This is a genomic window from Rhodococcus sp. FW305-130, from assembly GCF_058788335.1.
This window is the reverse complement of sequence record NZ_JBYTAP010000006.1, coordinates 63,143-78,180: the sequence shown is the minus strand read 5'-3', so window position 1 is coordinate 78,180 and position 15,038 is coordinate 63,143. Positions and strand designations below refer to the sequence as shown.

Sequence of the window (15,038 nt, the reverse complement as noted above, 5' to 3'; positions counted from 1 at the left end):
ACCGTATGGATATTGCGACCTACTTCACACCAGGCCACGAAGCCGAACTCCGCGGCTTGTACGCCTATCCGGCGAACCTCTCCCAACCCTGGATGCGCGTGAACTTCGTTTCCAGCATCGACGGGTGCGTCTCCGTCGACGGAGTGAGCCATGGACTGGGCACACCTGCAGACAAGTCGGTATTCGGGATCTTGCGCGAACTTTGTGACGTCGTCGTGGTCGGCGCAGGCACAGCGCGAGCCGAGAACTACGGGGGTGTGCAGATCTCGGACGCAGCCCAGGCGCGACGAAAGGCGGGCGGCCTCGCTCCGGTCCCACCGATCCTCGTCGTCTCGGCGCACGCGTCGATCGACCCTGAAAGCCGGCTCCTACGAGATACCGAAATTCCGCCGATTCTTGTTGTCGGTAGCGCCGCGGACAGCGCAGCGATTTCAGCGCTGAGGTCGGCCGGAGCGCAGGTGGAGGTGACGGACTCACCGAATGTCAGCAGCGGCGACATCGACAGGGCCTTGTCGGCTCGCAAGCTCCGTCGCGTGCTGTGTGAGGGAGGGCCGTCACTTTTCGGGCAGTTGATCGAGGACAATGCCGTCGACGAACTCTGCATCACCACTTCACCTCAACTGGTGGGGAGCAAAGTCGGCCGAATCTCGCTCTCCCCCAATGCAATGCCCACGTCGATGCATCCCGCTCACATTCTCGGCGATTCGGACGGCACGATCCTCACTCGATGGGTTCGTCAGCAGCCACGTCGGTGAACCTGGCACTCTGGTCGGCATGCGCAGAGTTGCTTTGATGGCCGTCGTCCTCGCGACGTGTTGTGCGTGCGGCGCCGGGCCGTCGCTTCGGCCCGCCGTCGCGGTCGAGGGCCGCACCGACGGCAGCCCTGCCCAGAGCGAGGGACCGTCACCCGATGCGCCGCCGGTTGACCCCGGCGTCCCGACCGACGACATACCGTGGCGAGACTGCACCGGCACGTCACTCGCCGACCAGGCTCTCGCAGCGTCGAGCGCCGGCGTCATCCTCGAATGCGCGGAATTCAGTGCCCCCATCGACGTGACCGGCGCCATCGACGGCAACTTCACTGCCGGCTTGACCCGCGCTCGGACGTCGTCGACGCCTGCCAACGCGTATCCGATCGTGTTCACATCCGGCACCGACCGTTCGTCGGGAAACTCTCTGGCCATGCTCGCTACGTCCGGCTTGACGACGGTGCTCGCGGACCACCCCGTCGTTGCCCTGGATCGACGCGGAATCGACAGGTCCACCGCAATCGACTGCATGACGCCGGAGATTCGGCGCGGCCTTCACGATCTGGGCCAGTTCGACGCGGACTCCACCGGCGACGCCGCCGACGCGGTCGCCGCTCTCGGTCACGATGCAACCATCGCCTGTACCGACTATCTCGATCCTCAAGAACTGAAGTTCGGCGCGGACTCCGCGGCCGAGGACATCGACGCTCTACGTACGCGGTGGGGCGTCGAGACCATCGCTCTGTGGTCGGCAGGGTCCGGCTCGGACATCGCGCTGAGCTACGCGGCAGCCCACCCCGACAACCTCGCGAGGTTGATCCTCGATTCTCCCGCTCCGGTGGCCACGGACGCTGCCACCGAGGCAGAGAGCCGCGTGCAGGGCGAGGAAGCGGCGTTGACCGCATTCGCTCAGCGATGTGTGGCGCTGGGGTGCTCGCTCGGACCTGATCCGAAGAAAGCGGTCACGGACTTGATGGAGCGCGCTCGGGCCGATGAATTCCAGCCGCTGTCCGCCGCTGCGGTGTCGAACGCGATTTCGGCGAGCCTGTGGACTGCCGGAACCAACCGTGAGCAAGAGACCCGCTCGCTCTCAGACGCTCTGTCCGCGCTCGGTACCGGCAATGCTTCGCCGATTCGAGAGCGCGCCGCCCGGGCAGAGAACGAGGTGGACGGTGACGGCCAGTTCATCGGACGATGCACCGACGGCATGCAGTGGCCGGGGATCGGGCGCGTCCGCGAACTGGCGGACACCTGGGGCACCAACTATCCGGTATTCGGTCGAGAAGCCGCGCTCGGTTTGCTCGCATGCGCCAGCTGGCCGTCGACCGCCAACTCTCCCCTGCCGAATCAGTTGAAGCCCGCCGTCCTCGTGCTGAGCGGTCAGGGCGACCCGGCCGTCGGAAACTCCGGACTCTCGACCGTCACCGGCGTCGTGACCAACGCGGGGTCGCGCTTCGCAACCCTGGACTGGCAGGGTGCGGGTCACCCCGCGGCACAATCCACCTGCGCGCAGCAGGCGATGAGGGCATACCTCACCGACGCCTCCCTGCCCAGCAACGGAAGCGTGTGCCCGGCCTGACTCGGGCGCTTGTCCACCACGACCGAAAAGGGGTGCATCCCCCGATCACACCCTGCTCCGGTGTACCGTGCCGAAGTGTTCCTTCGACAGCTCGAGCCGCGTACCGGGCGGACAACCCAACAAGTCGTCAACTTCGTTTTGTGGCCGATCGCCGTGATGACCGTGCTCAATCGTGTCATCGTCACAGCAGTCAACGGCGCCATCACCGATGACTTCCGACCGGTCTACAACGCCGCGCTGGCGTTCTGGAACGGGCGCGACGTCTACACCGCAGATTTCAACTCCGTAGACCCCCATTATCTGTACCCACCATCGGGTTCCTTGTTGATGGCACCCCTGGCGATCCTCGATCCCGAGCGCTCGCGGTGGCTGTTCATCGGTGTCAATGCCGTCGCCATTCTCGTGGCTCTCTACCTGCTGTTGCGCTTGTTCGACCTGACGATCAGTTCCATCGCGGCGCCGATTCTGGTGCTCGGTGCTTTCATGTCGGAGACGGTCACCAACACGTTGGTGTTCACCAACATCAACGGCCTCGTACTGCTCGGCGAAGTTGCCTTCCTCCTGCTGCTGATGCGCAAGAAGGATCTGTGGGCCGGCGCCGCGATCGGTCTCACCATCGCAGTGAAACCCACTCTCGCGCCACTGCTCCTGCTGCCGCTCGTTCGCGGTCAGTGGAAGGTGCTCGTCACCGCCCTGGGCATCCCGTTCATTCTCACGGTCGTGGCATGGCCGCTTGCGTCGGATCCGATGGACTTCGTCCGCCGCACCGTGCCGTACCTGCTCGAATCTCGTGACTACTTCAACAGTTCGATTGTCGGAAACGGCGCTTACTTCGGTCTGCCCGAATGGTTGATCCTGCTGTTGCGCGTCGTGTTGGCCGCCATGGTCGTCGTCTCTCTGTGGCTTCTGTACCGCTATTACCGCAACGACGAACTCTTCTTCCTCACCACCGCGACCGGTGTGATCATGACCGCGTCGTTCCTGCTGCCATCGCTCGGCCAGATGTACTACTCGATGATGCTGTTGCCGCTGTTGATGTCCGTGGTGCTCAAGAACTCGGTCATGCGGAACTGGCCGGCGTGGCTCGCCGTCTACGGCTTCATGACGTTCGACAGCTGGTGGTCGAACCGCTGGCCGACCTTCGGCCGGGCAGCCGAATACACCAAGAGCACCCTCGGCTGGAGCCTTCTGCTGATCGTGATCTTCTGTGTCCTCGGATACCGGTATCTGGTCGCGCGTCGCGAGGGCCGCTTGGATCGCGGAATCGATCCCGCCTACCTCCTCGATCCCCCGCTCGATACCGTCTCACCTGCCGACGAAGCCGAAACGGCGACAAAGCATTAGCGTGGAGGCATGAGTTCTTCACACGATGGCATCGACAGCACACCTGAGGTCACGTACACCGAGAGCGAGTGGCGCGAAAAGCTGACTCCGGAGGAGTTCGCCGTCCTGCGCCAAGCCGGCACCGAACGCCCCTTCGTCGGCGAGTACACCGACACCACCACGGAAGGCGTTTACTCCTGCCGAGCGTGCGGAGCCGAACTGTTCCGCAGCACCGAGAAGTTCGAATCGCACTGCGGGTGGCCGTCCTTCTTCGATCCGGCGGATTCGGATGCCGTGATCCTGAAGGAGGACAGCTCACTCGGGATGCGCCGTGTCGAGGTCATCTGCAAGAAGTGCCACAGCCACCTCGGTCACGTCTTCGAGGGCGAGGGATACCCGACGCCGACCGATCAGCGGTACTGCATCAACTCGATCTCGCTGGTTCTCAAGCCCGCTCAGTAGCCAGGTCGTGGGCTACCCCGTGTCACTGGTAGCCCACGATTCGAGACTTCAACTCAGAAGTCCCAGTTCAGCGCAGTCGGGCTCAGACCAGCCGCGTTCAGATCCTCGTTTCGAGCGACAAGACCGTCCTTGACTGACCCGATCCCACCACCGATCGCGCCGGACGTGATGTCCGTCAACGAGGCATCGCCGCCCGTGACTTCCTTCGTCACGATCGCAGCGGACGCTCCCGATACCGCATCGTCGAAAGCCCCCCGCGCGATCTGCTGCAATCTCGAACCGGTCGGGAGCGGGTTCGGGTCAGGGCCGACACGATCCGGCGTCGTCTTCAACCCTCCGTTCGCAAGTCCCTTGATGAAACCGTCGCGGCCCTCGGTCACGACCTTGCCACCGTCGATCGACTGGCGATGATCCATCTTCATCTGCCCGAGTTGAATGGCGAGGCCGGAGAAGACGGCAGCGGCAGCTTCCACTGCTGCGGCCTCGATCACTCGTATCAACAATTGCTGCAACAGCATTCGGACCGTGAGTGTTGTTGCCACCTCAGCCGCCACGATTCCGGCGGTACTCGCACCCAGTGTCGGGACAGCGGCCGCCAGCATGGCGGCAATCTCGAGCGCCAGTGCGCCCAGCGCCGCGAGGATCGACAGTTTGGTGTACTCGATGTCCGTGCCGGTATCCGTGCATGACTGACCCAGTTCGGCCGCGGTAGAGGACAACCGCTCGAAGACCTCCGCAACTCCCCCGGCCTCCGACCAATACCGAGACAACGAGTCGCCGGCTCGACCGTCGATCGATGCCAGTACTGTTTGCAATCCGTAACCACCGGCAGCGGCCGAAGCCTCGATCCGATCAGCCGCGCCTGACCAGGCATCACCCAACCTCCACAGTGCCGTTTCGTCTCCTTGCGGCCAGTCACTGCCCACCGCAACCGACGCAACCGCCTGTAGCCAGCCTGGAATCTCGAGTCCCATCAGAGCCCACCCGCCATGTCGTCGGCAAGCGAGGTGTCGATCGATTCGAAACGATCGGTGATCTCGATCAGCGTGGCGGTCAATTCGCGGAGCGCGCCCGCGACCAGTGTCATCCCGCCGACTGCTGACTCCGCACCGGGAACATACGCGTCCGAGAATGCGGTTCCGAACTGGTCAGCGCCCCAGCACCCCTCTTCGGCGCCGGCCACTGTTTCCAGAGCACTCCGCGCCTCGTCGAGATCGGCAGCGACCACCTCGAATGCTGGTGCAGCACTTCCCATCGCGGCCACGTCCACGTCCAGTTCAGACATTGCCGGAGCTCCTCAGAACGGTGCGGTCCCAGTGCTCGTCGCCGCCGACCGGCACCGACGCCGGACGAGGCGCGAGAATCTCACGCAATCCGAGCACACCGGGAACGAGGTCGGGCAAATCGATCCTGGCCGCTTCGGTGAACGGCCTCGACATCTCGGCAACCTGTCGGCGCATGTCCTCCGCCGCAGATGTGGCCGTGGCCAGGATCAGATTTCCCAACGCTACCGGCGAATGCTTGCCGTAAGCGCTCCCGGAGAGGGTGACTCCCACGGTCGCCCCAGAAGCGTCTACGACGACTTCCACGCTGCCATCACTCGAGCGTGCACTCGCCGTCGCTCGTGCGATCTTCTCCTGCATATCCGCCAGCGATCGCGTTCGCTCCAACAGATCAACCTGCATCGAATCGATCTGAGCCCGAAGAACTTCGACCTGTCCCCTCATCGAACCAACATCCGCTCCACTCACGATGGCCCCCACCTTCGATAGATCGTGACACCTGATTCAGGCGCTCACGAGGTTCGACGCGGGAGGTCGCCGATCGGTTCCGTCAGCGCGAACGAAGCACGGGCGGATCGAACGCCTTGACCAGCGGCAGAACCCCTTGGAATTTCTCGATCTGCACCAGAACGTGCTGGCCGGTGCACCCGTGCGAAAGCGAAGACGTGCCGACGTCTGGCGTCAGAACGTTGGGATTTCCGTGAACACACAGCGAATCGGGATCGGCAGGATCGAGCGGGTCGTACCACGCCCCGGTCGACAACTGGACGACGTCGCTCCGCAAATCCGAATCGACGATCACACCAGCCAGGCACGCCCCGCGATCGTTGAATACGCGCACCACGTCCCCAGCCGACACGCCGCGCGCGGCCGCTGCATCCGGGTGCATACGAATCGGCTCGCGTCCCTGAATCTTCGATGCCTGGCTCGCAGCGCCGTGATCGAGTTGGCTGTGCAGCCGCGTCTTGGGCTGGTTGGCGATCAAGTGAAGCGGGAATTGCGTGGCCCGTGGTCCACCCAGCCACTCGTCGGGCTCGTACCAGCGCGGATGGCCGGCGCAGTCGTCGTAGCCGAAAGACTCGATGGTCTCGGAGAAGATCTCGATCTTCCCACTCGGAGTCGAGAGCGGATACTTCTCGGGGTCCTCGCGGAAGTCACCGAAGAGCACGAGGTTGTCTTCGGTTCGCATCCGGTAGTGCCCATCCGACCAGAAATCCTCGAACGTCGGTGTGTTGCCGCCGTCTGCATCGACGAACGGCCGCCATTGACCGTAGAGATGCTCGATCCACTCCTGTGAGGATCTCCCCTCGGTGAACTGCTCCCCGAATCCGAGCGCAGAAGCCAGAGCGGCAAACGTGTCGTAGTCGTCTCGCGAATTCGCGAAAGGTGGAACTACTTGCTGCATCGCGACCAGAAGTGGATCATTTCGTGTGCAGCTCAGGTCATTTCGTTCGAGCGACGTTGTCGACGGGACAACGATGTCGGCATTGCGAGCCATCGGCGTCCAGTAGGGATCGTGAACGACGATCGTGTCCGGACGCGCAAATGCCCGTCGCAGCCTCGGGAGATCCTGGTGGTGGTGAAACGGATTGCCACCGGCCCAGTAGACCAACCGAATATCCGGATAGGTCAGGCGCCTGCCGTCGTAGTCGAACTCCTCGCCGGGCGAGAGCAAGAGATCGGAGATCGCGGCCACCGGAATGAAATCGGGCACCGGATTCACACCTTGTGAGAAGGTCGGCAACGGATACGGCACCGGAGCCAGACCCGGCTCGTTCATCGAACCGTAGCCGTGGCCGAAACCGCCACCCGGAAGCCCGAATTGGCCGAGCATCGCGGCGAGTGTCACGCCCATCCACGGTGCCTGTTCACCGTGTTTGATGCGTTGCAACGACCACGTGACGGTCACCAGCGTCCGGCCGGACGCCATTCTCCGAGCCAGGTCGGTGATGAACTCCGCCGGCACCCCGGAGATCTTCTGCGCCCAGCGCGGATCCTTCGGTACACCGTCGGCACGTCCGAGCAGGTAATCCTCGAAGCGTTCGTAGCCGACGCAGAAGCGGTTCAGGAAATCGCGATCGTGCAGGTCCTCCGACGCCAGGACAAACGCCAGGGCAAGCATGATTGCCACGTCGGTTCCCGGAACGGGTGCGATCCACTCACAGTCGCCATCGACGTCGTCGCGCAACGGACTGAAGGAGACGATCTTTCCGCCGCGGGCACGAAATGCGTCGAGCGCCCCGCGCGTCGGATGATCGCTCGTACCACCGGCATTGACGCCGGTGTTCTTGATCGGTACTCCCCCGAACGAGACGAGAAGATCGGAGTGCTTGGCGATGACGTCCCACGACGTGGAGCGCGCGAACAACTTCCAGTGTGTTCCGACCACACGCGGCATGATGACACCGGTGGCACCGAGCGAGTAGCTGTGGACCGACTTGGTGTATCCACCCAGCTGATTCAGAAATCGGTGAACTTGGCTCTGCGCGTGATGGAATCGACCGGCGCTGGCCCAGCCGTACGAGCCGCCGAAGATCGCGTTGTTCCCGTGCGTGTCGACCACGCGACGCAACTCGCGGGAGAGGAGTTCGGTCAGTTCGTCCCACGAGACCGAGACGAACTCGTCCGCTCCACGTCGGTCGCTGGGACCAGGCCCGTTCTCGAGCCAACCGCGGCGCACCGCCGGGCCCGAAACGCGAGCCCGACTGCGCACCGAACCGGCGAGGTTCCCGAGCATCGGCGAGGGATTCGAATCACCCTCGTACGGATGCACGGCGGTCACCTCGCCGGCAACCGATTCGGCGGTGAACATTCCCCAATGGGACATGTGTTGACGACGCCGGTTCGGTGCAGTTGTCACAGAAACTACTTTCGAAGTAGATCAGGGTAGGGAAAGGACCAGCTTCTCGATGTCCACGCGCGGCCCGGTGAAGAACGGCACCTCTTCGCGAACGTGCAAGCGAGCTTCGGTGGCACGCAGATCGCGCATCAGATCGACGATACGGATGAGCTCAGGCGCTTCGAACGCGAGAATCCACTCGTAGTCCCCCAGAGCGAAGGCCGGGACCGTGTTGGCGCGAACGTCCTTGTACGAACGAGCAGCCATACCGTGATCGGCGAGCATCTTGCGACGCTCCTCGTCGGGGAGCAGGTACCACTCGTACGAGCGGACGAACGGGTAAACGCAGATGTAGTCGCCCGGATCCTCACCCGCGATGAACGAGGGCACGTGGCTCTTGTTGAACTCCGCGGGGCGGTGCACCGCCGAGTTGCTCCAGATGGGAGCACTGGCCTGTCCGAGGACGGTGGTGCGGCGGAAATCCGCGTACGCGGCCTGAAGTTCCTCGATGCTGGCCGCGTGGGTCCAGATCATGAAGTCCGCGTCGGCGCGCAAGCCGGCGACGTCGTAGATGCCGCGAACCACGACGCCCTTGTCTTCGAGACCCTCGAAGAACAAGCGGGCGTCCTTGACCGCAGCTTCCCGATCATCGCCCAGCACACCGGGTTCCACCTGGAACACGGAGAACATGAGGTAACGGATTTCAGAGTTCAGTTTGTCGAAATCAAGGCGTGCCATGGGTCTATCGTGCCACTCGCTCGAATATCCGTGTAGCCGCCGTCGTGCCGACTGCGACACACGCCGGAACCCCGACGCCGTGCAGCCACGACCCGGCCACTTCGAGGCCGTCGAACTGCGTCATCCCGGACTCGATTTCAGCCACGATTTCCGTGTGACCTGGGGAGTACTGGGGAAGACCGCCGTGCCACCGCTGTACGAAGCTCGCTCCTGGCTCCTCGGTGATTCCGGTCACGGTCTCGAGATCGGTGCGCGCAAGTTCGATCAGTTCACCATCCGGCCGGTCGACGATCTCCGATGCGCCGAATCGACCGAACGACACCCGAACGAGATGCTCGCCGCGATCAGCGAGGTGCGTCCACTTTCGGCTCGACAGCGTGAACGCCTTGGCGGTCAGGTCGGCGTCGGTGGCAACCAGGATCCCCGAATTCTGCGGAAGGTCGACCTGACCGGACAAGCGGAGCGCCACCACCGCGGACGACGCCAGTTCGATCCGCGACGCGATACGCGCAATATCCGCATCGACGCCGGCCAACAGCACCGCTGCGCGCGGCGCCGGAACAGCCAGAATCACCGCGTCGACGCTGCCGAGCGGATCGACGTTCCAACCTTTCCCGTCCCTGCGTAACTCGGAAGCCTCGCCGCGGACGAACGTCGCGTCGGCGGCCTGCCGCAGCGCATCGAGCAAGATGCCGTAACCGTCCCTGAGCGCTCCGAACACTGGTCCGGGTGCAGGTGTCGGCACTGCGGCTGCAACTGCATCCGTGAGGCTCTGAGCGCCCGCATCGAGCGCCGCAGCGAGTGTCGGCAAAGCTGCACGCACTCCGATGGTCTCCGCCAGGCCCGAGTACACCCCGCCGAGAAGGGGATCCACCGATCGGCTGACCACCTGATCACCGAATCGCCCTGAAACCAGTTCGGCAACACTGCAATCGGAACCGCGGGTCCACTCGAACGGAACGCCTGGTTCGGCAGCTATGCGCGACAGCGTCTGCTCGTCGACTAGATCTCTCACCGACTCGGACGATGCCGGGATTCCCATCAGGGTTCCGGCAGGAAGTCGATTCAGTGAGCCCTGGGACCAGATCAACGGGCTCAACCCCGCGGGGTAAACGATCTGATCGGTCAGTCCCAGCTCGGAGAGAAGGGCAGGGACTTCGGGCCGACGGGCGATGAACGCCTCGGCGCCGATGTCGATCGGGCCACCACCCAGATCAATCGTTCGCAGCTTCCCGCCCAGTCGCGGAGAGTCGTCGACGACCGTGATGTCGGCAACGGAGCCCAGACTGCGCCGAAGCCGGTACGCGGCAACCAGACCGGAGATTCCGCCTCCGATCACCGCGACCGACGGCCGAGTGGTTGTCACAGCGAGTGCACCAGCTCCACCGCCGAGGTGATCGCCGTGGGATCGGTGTCGGGAAGAACTCCATGGCCGAGGTTGAAGATGTGGCCGATGGCACCGGCTTCGATCGCGCGGTCACCTTCAGCGGCGATCCGGCGCACCTCACGATCGATCACCTCGGGGCCCGCGAACAGTACAGCGGGATCGAGATTGCCTTGCAGCGCCTTGCCCGGACCGACACGACCGGCCGCGACGTCGAGCGGAATCCGCCAGTCGACACCCACGACGTCGGCACCTGCCTCCCCCATCGCGCCGAGAAGTTCACCGGTTCCGACACCGAAGTGGATACGCGGAACGCCGGCAGCGGCAACCTCGGCAAACACCCGTTCGGAATGCGGGAGAACAAATTCCCGGTAATCGGCCAGCGAGAGCGCGCCGGCCCACGAGTCGAACAGCTGAACCGCGTCGACACCCGCCTTGAGCTGCGTCTGCAGGAAGCAGATCGTGGTGTCTGCCAGGCTTCCGAGCAACGCGTGCCAGGTCTTCGGATCGGAGTGCATGAGCGCCTTGGTCTTCTCGTGGTTCCGGCTCGGACCACCCTCGACCAGATACGACGCCAAGGTGAACGGCGCTCCGGCAAAGCCGATCAGCGGAGTCGAGCCCAACTCGGTGGTGAGAAGTCGAACGGCCTGCGCGATTGCCCCGACCTCTTCGGGGACCAACCGCGGGAGGGCTGCGACGTCGGCGATGGAGCGAATCGGATTGGCAACCACCGGTCCGACGCCGGCAACGATGTCGAGATCGATTCCCGCAGCCTTGAGCGGAACAACGATGTCCGAGAACAGGATTGCCGCGTCCACGTCGTGACGGCGCACCGGCTGCATCGTGATCTCACAGACCAGCGCCGGATCGAAACACGACTCCAACATGCCGATCCCCGCGCGGATCTCGCGATACTCCGGCAACGAACGTCCGGCCTGGCGCATGAACCACACCGGCCGTCGACTCGGAGTGCGTCCGGTCGCCGCGGCGAGCAACGGTGCGTCGGGCAAAACTCGCCGAGCGCTGTATTCCGCCGACCCGGTCATGCCTGAATTCATGTTGTCCAACCCGCTCATCAGTCCTCGCGCTCTCCGCCAACGTGTGTCTTCGATCGACTCAATGCTGCCATGTCCCACACTCGGGATCGGACACCCGAGCGGTTCGTGAGCGGCCACACACCCGAACCACACTCGGTCGGCGCGCCTCCACCTACCCGCCCTTATCCCCGACTAACGTCCTGACCTGTGACGACATCCGGATCGACAGCCGACCCGGCCGAGTTCCGTGCCGCCGTGGAGGCGATGACCGCTGCGCGGGTTCGGCCCGAGATAGAGGTCGGTCCCATCCGTCCGCCGCAGCGTCTCGCTCCGTACAGCCACGCAGTGGGAGCCGAGGTTCTGCACCCGGACTCCGACGTCGTGGCCGAGCAGTCCGAAGGCGACGCTTTCGGCCGCCTGATCCTGTTGTTCGATCCGGACGGCGACGAGGCGTGGAACGGCACCATGCGGTTGGTGGCCTACATACAGGCAGATCTTGACGAAGCCGTCGCCGCGGATCCACTACTTCCCGAAGTAGCCTGGAGTTGGCTGGTGGACGCACTCGAAGCCGGACCGGAACCTTTTGTGGCCCTGGGCGGTACGGTCACAGCCACAACTTCCGTGCGATACGGCGACATCGCGGGCCCGCCGCGAGCCCACCAACTCGAGTTACGTGCATCCTGGACTGCAACGTCATCGGAATTGGCTCACCATGTCGAGGCTTTCTGTGAAGTTCTCGCGTACGCGGCAGGACTTCCGCCTGCCGGGATAACCACGCTGTCGCGGCAGGGCGACTAACTCCACTACTCGTTTACGCATTCCCCCGGAAAAATACTAGAACCTGTTCTAAAATGAGTCATGCAACGTCTCAGCGGACTCGACGCGACCTTCCTCTACTTGGAAACACCGACCCAGCTATTGCACGTTTGTGGACTCGTACTGCTCGACCCCTCGACCATTCCGGGCGGTTACGACTACCGGAAGCTGCTTCGCGAGTTGGACTCGCGGATGGCCACGATGCCGACCTTCCGGCGCAAACTCAAAGATTCCCGCCTCAATCTCGACTACCCCGTGTGGGTCGACGATCACGATTTCGACATCGAGCGGCACTGCCACCGGACCGCGGTACCTGCTCCGGGCACACACGCGGAACTGGCAGAACTCGCCGGACACATCGCGAGCCAACCGCTGGATCGTTCCCGCCCACTATGGGAGATGTGGGTCATCGAGGGACTTGCCGACGGACAGATCGCCGTCATGTCGAAGATTCATCACAGCGCTGCCGACGGTGTCACCGGCGCGAACATCCTCGCTCAGCTGTGCAGCCTCGAACCGGATTCACCGGCGCTCGTGGATCCCACCGCACAGGGTGCGGGCGACGCGGGAACGCTGGACATCGCCATCGGCGGACTCATGGCCGTCATCGCCCGGCCCGCAAGAATTGCCCGTCTGGTCCCGGGCGGAATCGCCATGCTCCCCAAGTGGGTGACGCGTGCACGAAAGGGTGAAGCGATGCCTGCTCCCTTCACCGCGCCGCGGACCTCGTTCAACGGCGCGATCACCGGCCACCGCAACGTCGCCTTCAGCCAGCTCGATCTCGCGAAGGTCAAAGCCGTCAAAGATCGCCACGGCGTCAAGGTCAACGATGTGGTTCTCGCGCTGTGCGCGGGTGCTTTGCGGACCTACCTCGAGGACCGCGACGAACTGCCGGAGGACTCACTCGTCGCGATGGTCCCCGTATCGGTCCACGGTAAATCCGATCGGCCGGGCACAAACCAGATCTCGGGCATGTTCACGCAGCTGGGCACCCAGATCGGCGATCCGGTCGAGCGTCTGCACGCGATCAGCGATTACAACGCCACCTCGAAGAACCACAACGAGGCTCTGGGTGCGAACATGCTCCAGGACTGGTCCCAGTTCGCATCACCAGCGGTGTTCGGCGCCGCCATGCGGGTGTACTCGTCGCTCAAACTCGCCGAGCGTCACCCCGTCGTGTCCAACCTGGTCGTCTCGAACGTGCCCGGGCCGCCGGTCCCGCTCTACTTCCTCGGCGCCCAGATCAAGGGAATGTTCCCGCTCGGCCCGATCTTTCACGGGGCAGGACTCAACGTGACGGTGATGTCACTCGACGGAAAACTCGACGTCGGCATCGTCAGTTGCTCCGATCTGGCACCCGAATTGGACCAGCTCGCGCAAGGTTTCGGAGCCGCACTCGACGAACTGTTCGACGCTGAGGTGACAACCCCGGCCCCGACTGCGACGTAGAGTCAGTGACCATGTCCGAAGTCACCGATGATGCAACCGAGCCCACCTCCGACGTAGTTCCGCTGCTCGTTCCGCGTGACGGAGTTCCGGACGTCATCACCACTGCCGCCGGTGTCGCCGACGCCGCGGCCGCGCTGGCCTCCGGCCACGGCCCGCTCGCCGTGGACGCCGAGCGGGCATCCGGATTCCGTTATTCGGCACGGGCGTACCTGATCCAGCTCCGACGCGAAGGAGCGGGATCGTTCCTGCTCGACCCGATCCCGACAGCGCAGGACCTGCAGCCGTTGGCCGAGGCGATCAACCCGTTGCAATGGGTGCTGCACTCGGCCGATCAGGATCTCCCCGGCCTCGCCGAACTGGGCCTGACACCGGCCGAGCTGTTCGACACCGAACTGGCCGGTCGACTAGCCGGGTTCGAACGAGTCGGACTCGCCGCGATAGTGGAACGAACCCTTCGGGTGGAACTTCGCAAGGGTCACGGGGCCGCGGACTGGTCGACACGTCCGCTGCCGGACGCCTGGTTGAACTACGCCGCCCTCGACGTCGAAGTGCTTCTCGAACTGCGCGACGCCATGGAAGCCGAACTCGAATCCCAGGGCAAGCTCGAGTGGGCGAAGGAGGAGTTCGAGTACATCCGTCTGGCCGGCCCGCCCAAGCCCAAGCCCGACCGTTGGCGTCGTACATCGCACATCACCTCGCTCAAGACCACTCGGCAGTTGGCGGCAGTACGGGCGCTGTGGCAGGCGCGTGAGGATCTCGCGCGCAAGCGCGACGTGTCGCCGAGCCGGGTTCTCCCTGACTCCGCCATCATCGACGCCGCTCTCAAAGATCCTCAGTCGCTGGATGCGCTCCGTTCGCTTCCCGTGTTCGGCGGACCACGTCAACGCCGGTATTCGCGTGTGTGGATGGACGCGCTGGAAGCTGCGCGCAGGCTCCCGGACAGCGAGCTTCCGCCGAAGACCCCGCCGATCATCGGACCCCCTGCCGCCGGCCGGTGGGCTCGCCAGGACCCGGCGGCGGCCGATCGACTGACGGCGGCTCGGGCCGCACTGTCGGACCTGAGCAAGGAAGTGTCGGTGCCCGTGGAGAATCTGCTCCAACCCGACCTGGTCAGGCGCCTGTGCTGGGACTGGAAGTTGGAACCCGACTCCGACATCACCGAAGTCGAGAGCGCAATCGAGACCAAGCTCACTTCCGGTGGCGCACGTGGCTGGCAACGCACTTTGACGGTTCCCGTCCTCGCCGAGGCACTGAACTCCGTGGTCCCGGCCGAGCCCGAAGTAAAAGAGCCTGAATCCTGACCTGACCCCGGTGTGAGGTTGGAGCAATTCGGCACGTTAAGTTACCGGTCAGTAATGGGCAGTAGTACGCTCGATACG

The 15,038-nt window shown here is 64.1% G+C and carries 14 protein-coding genes; 7 read left to right on the top strand and 7 right to left on the bottom strand.

From position 1 onward, the window contains the following. Window positions 1-5: 5 nt before the first annotated feature. Genes AC3WQS_RS19520 through msrB form a run of 4 tightly spaced genes read left to right on the top strand, consistent with a single transcriptional unit; the run spans window position 6 to window position 4,113 of the window. Window positions 6-755, top strand: coding sequence for a pyrimidine reductase family protein (locus tag AC3WQS_RS19520; RefSeq protein ID WP_445387762.1), 750 nt, complete (start codon window positions 6-8; stop codon window positions 753-755). A 19-nt stretch (window positions 756-774) separates the two neighbouring features. Next, window positions 775-2,328: an alpha/beta fold hydrolase gene (locus tag AC3WQS_RS19515; RefSeq protein WP_019748275.1), complete on the top strand. Its 1,554-nt coding sequence runs from the start codon at window positions 775-777 to the stop codon at window positions 2,326-2,328. Between the two features lie 60 nt (window positions 2,329-2,388). Then, window positions 2,389-3,672 (top strand): glycosyltransferase family 87 protein, encoded by a 1,284-nt coding sequence (locus AC3WQS_RS19510; RefSeq protein WP_019748274.1) that lies wholly within the window; start codon window positions 2,389-2,391, stop codon window positions 3,670-3,672. A 9-nt stretch (window positions 3,673-3,681) separates the two neighbouring features. Next, window positions 3,682-4,113 (top strand): peptide-methionine (R)-S-oxide reductase MsrB, encoded by a 432-nt coding sequence (gene msrB, locus AC3WQS_RS19505; protein WP_003942631.1) that lies wholly within the window; start codon window positions 3,682-3,684, stop codon window positions 4,111-4,113. 53 nt (window positions 4,114-4,166) lie between these two features. On the opposite strand, the gene AC3WQS_RS19500 is transcribed toward msrB, so the two are convergent. The 7 genes from AC3WQS_RS19500 to hemE all read right to left on the bottom strand — a co-directional run bounded on the left by AC3WQS_RS19500 (window position 4,167) and on the right by hemE (window position 11,433). Then, window positions 4,167-5,087 carry a WXG100-like domain-containing protein gene (locus AC3WQS_RS19500; protein WP_492712316.1) on the bottom strand — a complete coding sequence of 307 codons (921 nt, stop codon included), beginning with the start codon at window positions 5,085-5,087 and terminating at the stop codon, window positions 4,167-4,169. Then, complete coding sequence (locus tag AC3WQS_RS19495) at window positions 5,087-5,398, bottom strand: hypothetical protein (RefSeq protein ID WP_019748272.1); 312 nt, start codon at window positions 5,396-5,398, stop codon at window positions 5,087-5,089. The genes AC3WQS_RS19500 and AC3WQS_RS19495 overlap by 1 nt, the downstream gene beginning before the upstream one ends. Continuing rightward, entirely contained in the window at window positions 5,391-5,864 is a 474-nt protein-coding gene (locus AC3WQS_RS19490) for a YbaB/EbfC family nucleoid-associated protein (protein ID WP_232816759.1), read from the bottom strand. Before AC3WQS_RS19490 ends, AC3WQS_RS19495 begins: the two co-directional genes overlap by 8 nt. Window positions 5,865-5,946: 82 nt before the next feature. Beyond that, window positions 5,947-8,223 carry a molybdopterin guanine dinucleotide-containing S/N-oxide reductase gene (locus AC3WQS_RS19485; protein ID WP_492712384.1) on the bottom strand — a complete coding sequence of 759 codons (2,277 nt, stop codon included), beginning with the start codon at window positions 8,221-8,223 and terminating at the stop codon, window positions 5,947-5,949. 54 nt (window positions 8,224-8,277) lie between these two features. Continuing rightward, window positions 8,278-8,973: a hydrogen peroxide-dependent heme synthase gene (gene hemQ, locus AC3WQS_RS19480; RefSeq protein ID WP_019748269.1), complete on the bottom strand. Its 696-nt coding sequence runs from the start codon at window positions 8,971-8,973 to the stop codon at window positions 8,278-8,280. A 4-nt stretch (window positions 8,974-8,977) separates the two neighbouring features. After that, the gene (locus AC3WQS_RS19475) at window positions 8,978-10,339 is read right to left on the bottom strand and encodes a protoporphyrinogen oxidase (protein ID WP_492712315.1); all 1,362 of its coding nucleotides are present in this window, start codon (window positions 10,337-10,339) and stop codon (window positions 8,978-8,980) included. Continuing rightward, window positions 10,336-11,433, bottom strand: coding sequence for a uroporphyrinogen decarboxylase (gene hemE, locus AC3WQS_RS19470; RefSeq protein ID WP_021334677.1), 1,098 nt, complete (start codon window positions 11,431-11,433; stop codon window positions 10,336-10,338). Before hemE ends, AC3WQS_RS19475 begins: the two co-directional genes overlap by 4 nt. A 168-nt stretch (window positions 11,434-11,601) precedes the next feature. Here hemE and AC3WQS_RS19465 point away from each other — a divergent pair, with 168 nt between their 5' ends. The 3 genes from AC3WQS_RS19465 to AC3WQS_RS19455 are packed head-to-tail and all read left to right on the top strand — an operon-like array spanning window position 11,602 to window position 14,960. Continuing rightward, on the top strand, window positions 11,602-12,192 hold the full coding sequence (locus AC3WQS_RS19465) for a DUF3000 domain-containing protein (protein ID WP_019748266.1): 591 nt from the start codon (window positions 11,602-11,604) through the stop codon (window positions 12,190-12,192). A 60-nt stretch (window positions 12,193-12,252) separates the two neighbouring features. Beyond that, the gene (locus tag AC3WQS_RS19460; RefSeq protein WP_019748265.1) at window positions 12,253-13,659 is read left to right on the top strand and encodes a WS/DGAT/MGAT family O-acyltransferase; all 1,407 of its coding nucleotides are present in this window, start codon (window positions 12,253-12,255) and stop codon (window positions 13,657-13,659) included. Window positions 13,660-13,670: 11 nt separating this feature from the next. Next, complete coding sequence (locus AC3WQS_RS19455; protein WP_400820821.1) at window positions 13,671-14,960, top strand: HRDC domain-containing protein; 1,290 nt, start codon at window positions 13,671-13,673, stop codon at window positions 14,958-14,960. The last annotated feature ends 78 nt before the right edge of the window (window positions 14,961-15,038 follow it).

What these genes read in the sequence shown, in the direction of transcription:
- AC3WQS_RS19520 (WP_445387762.1), top strand. Translation starts at nt 6, where the DNA reads ATGGATATTGCGACCTACTTCACACCAGGCCACGAAGCCGAACTCCGC.
- AC3WQS_RS19515 (WP_019748275.1), top strand. Translation starts at nt 775, where the DNA reads ATGCGCAGAGTTGCTTTGATGGCCGTCGTCCTCGCGACGTGTTGTGCG.
- msrB (WP_003942631.1), top strand. Translation starts at nt 3,682, where the DNA reads ATGAGTTCTTCACACGATGGCATCGACAGCACACCTGAGGTCACGTAC.
- AC3WQS_RS19500 (WP_492712316.1), bottom strand. Translation starts at nt 5,087, where the DNA reads ATGGGACTCGAGATTCCAGGCTGGCTACAGGCGGTTGCGTCGGTTGCG.
- AC3WQS_RS19495 (WP_019748272.1), bottom strand. Translation starts at nt 5,398, where the DNA reads ATGTCTGAACTGGACGTGGACGTGGCCGCGATGGGAAGTGCTGCACCA.
- AC3WQS_RS19485 (WP_492712384.1), bottom strand. Translation starts at nt 8,223, where the DNA reads ATGTCCCATTGGGGAATGTTCACCGCCGAATCGGTTGCCGGCGAGGTG.
- hemQ (WP_019748269.1), bottom strand. Translation starts at nt 8,973, where the DNA reads ATGGCACGCCTTGATTTCGACAAACTGAACTCTGAAATCCGTTACCTC.
- hemE (WP_021334677.1), bottom strand. Translation starts at nt 11,433, where the DNA reads ATGAGCGGGTTGGACAACATGAATTCAGGCATGACCGGGTCGGCGGAA.
- AC3WQS_RS19460 (WP_019748265.1), top strand. Translation starts at nt 12,253, where the DNA reads ATGCAACGTCTCAGCGGACTCGACGCGACCTTCCTCTACTTGGAAACA.
- AC3WQS_RS19455 (WP_400820821.1), top strand. Translation starts at nt 13,671, where the DNA reads ATGTCCGAAGTCACCGATGATGCAACCGAGCCCACCTCCGACGTAGTT.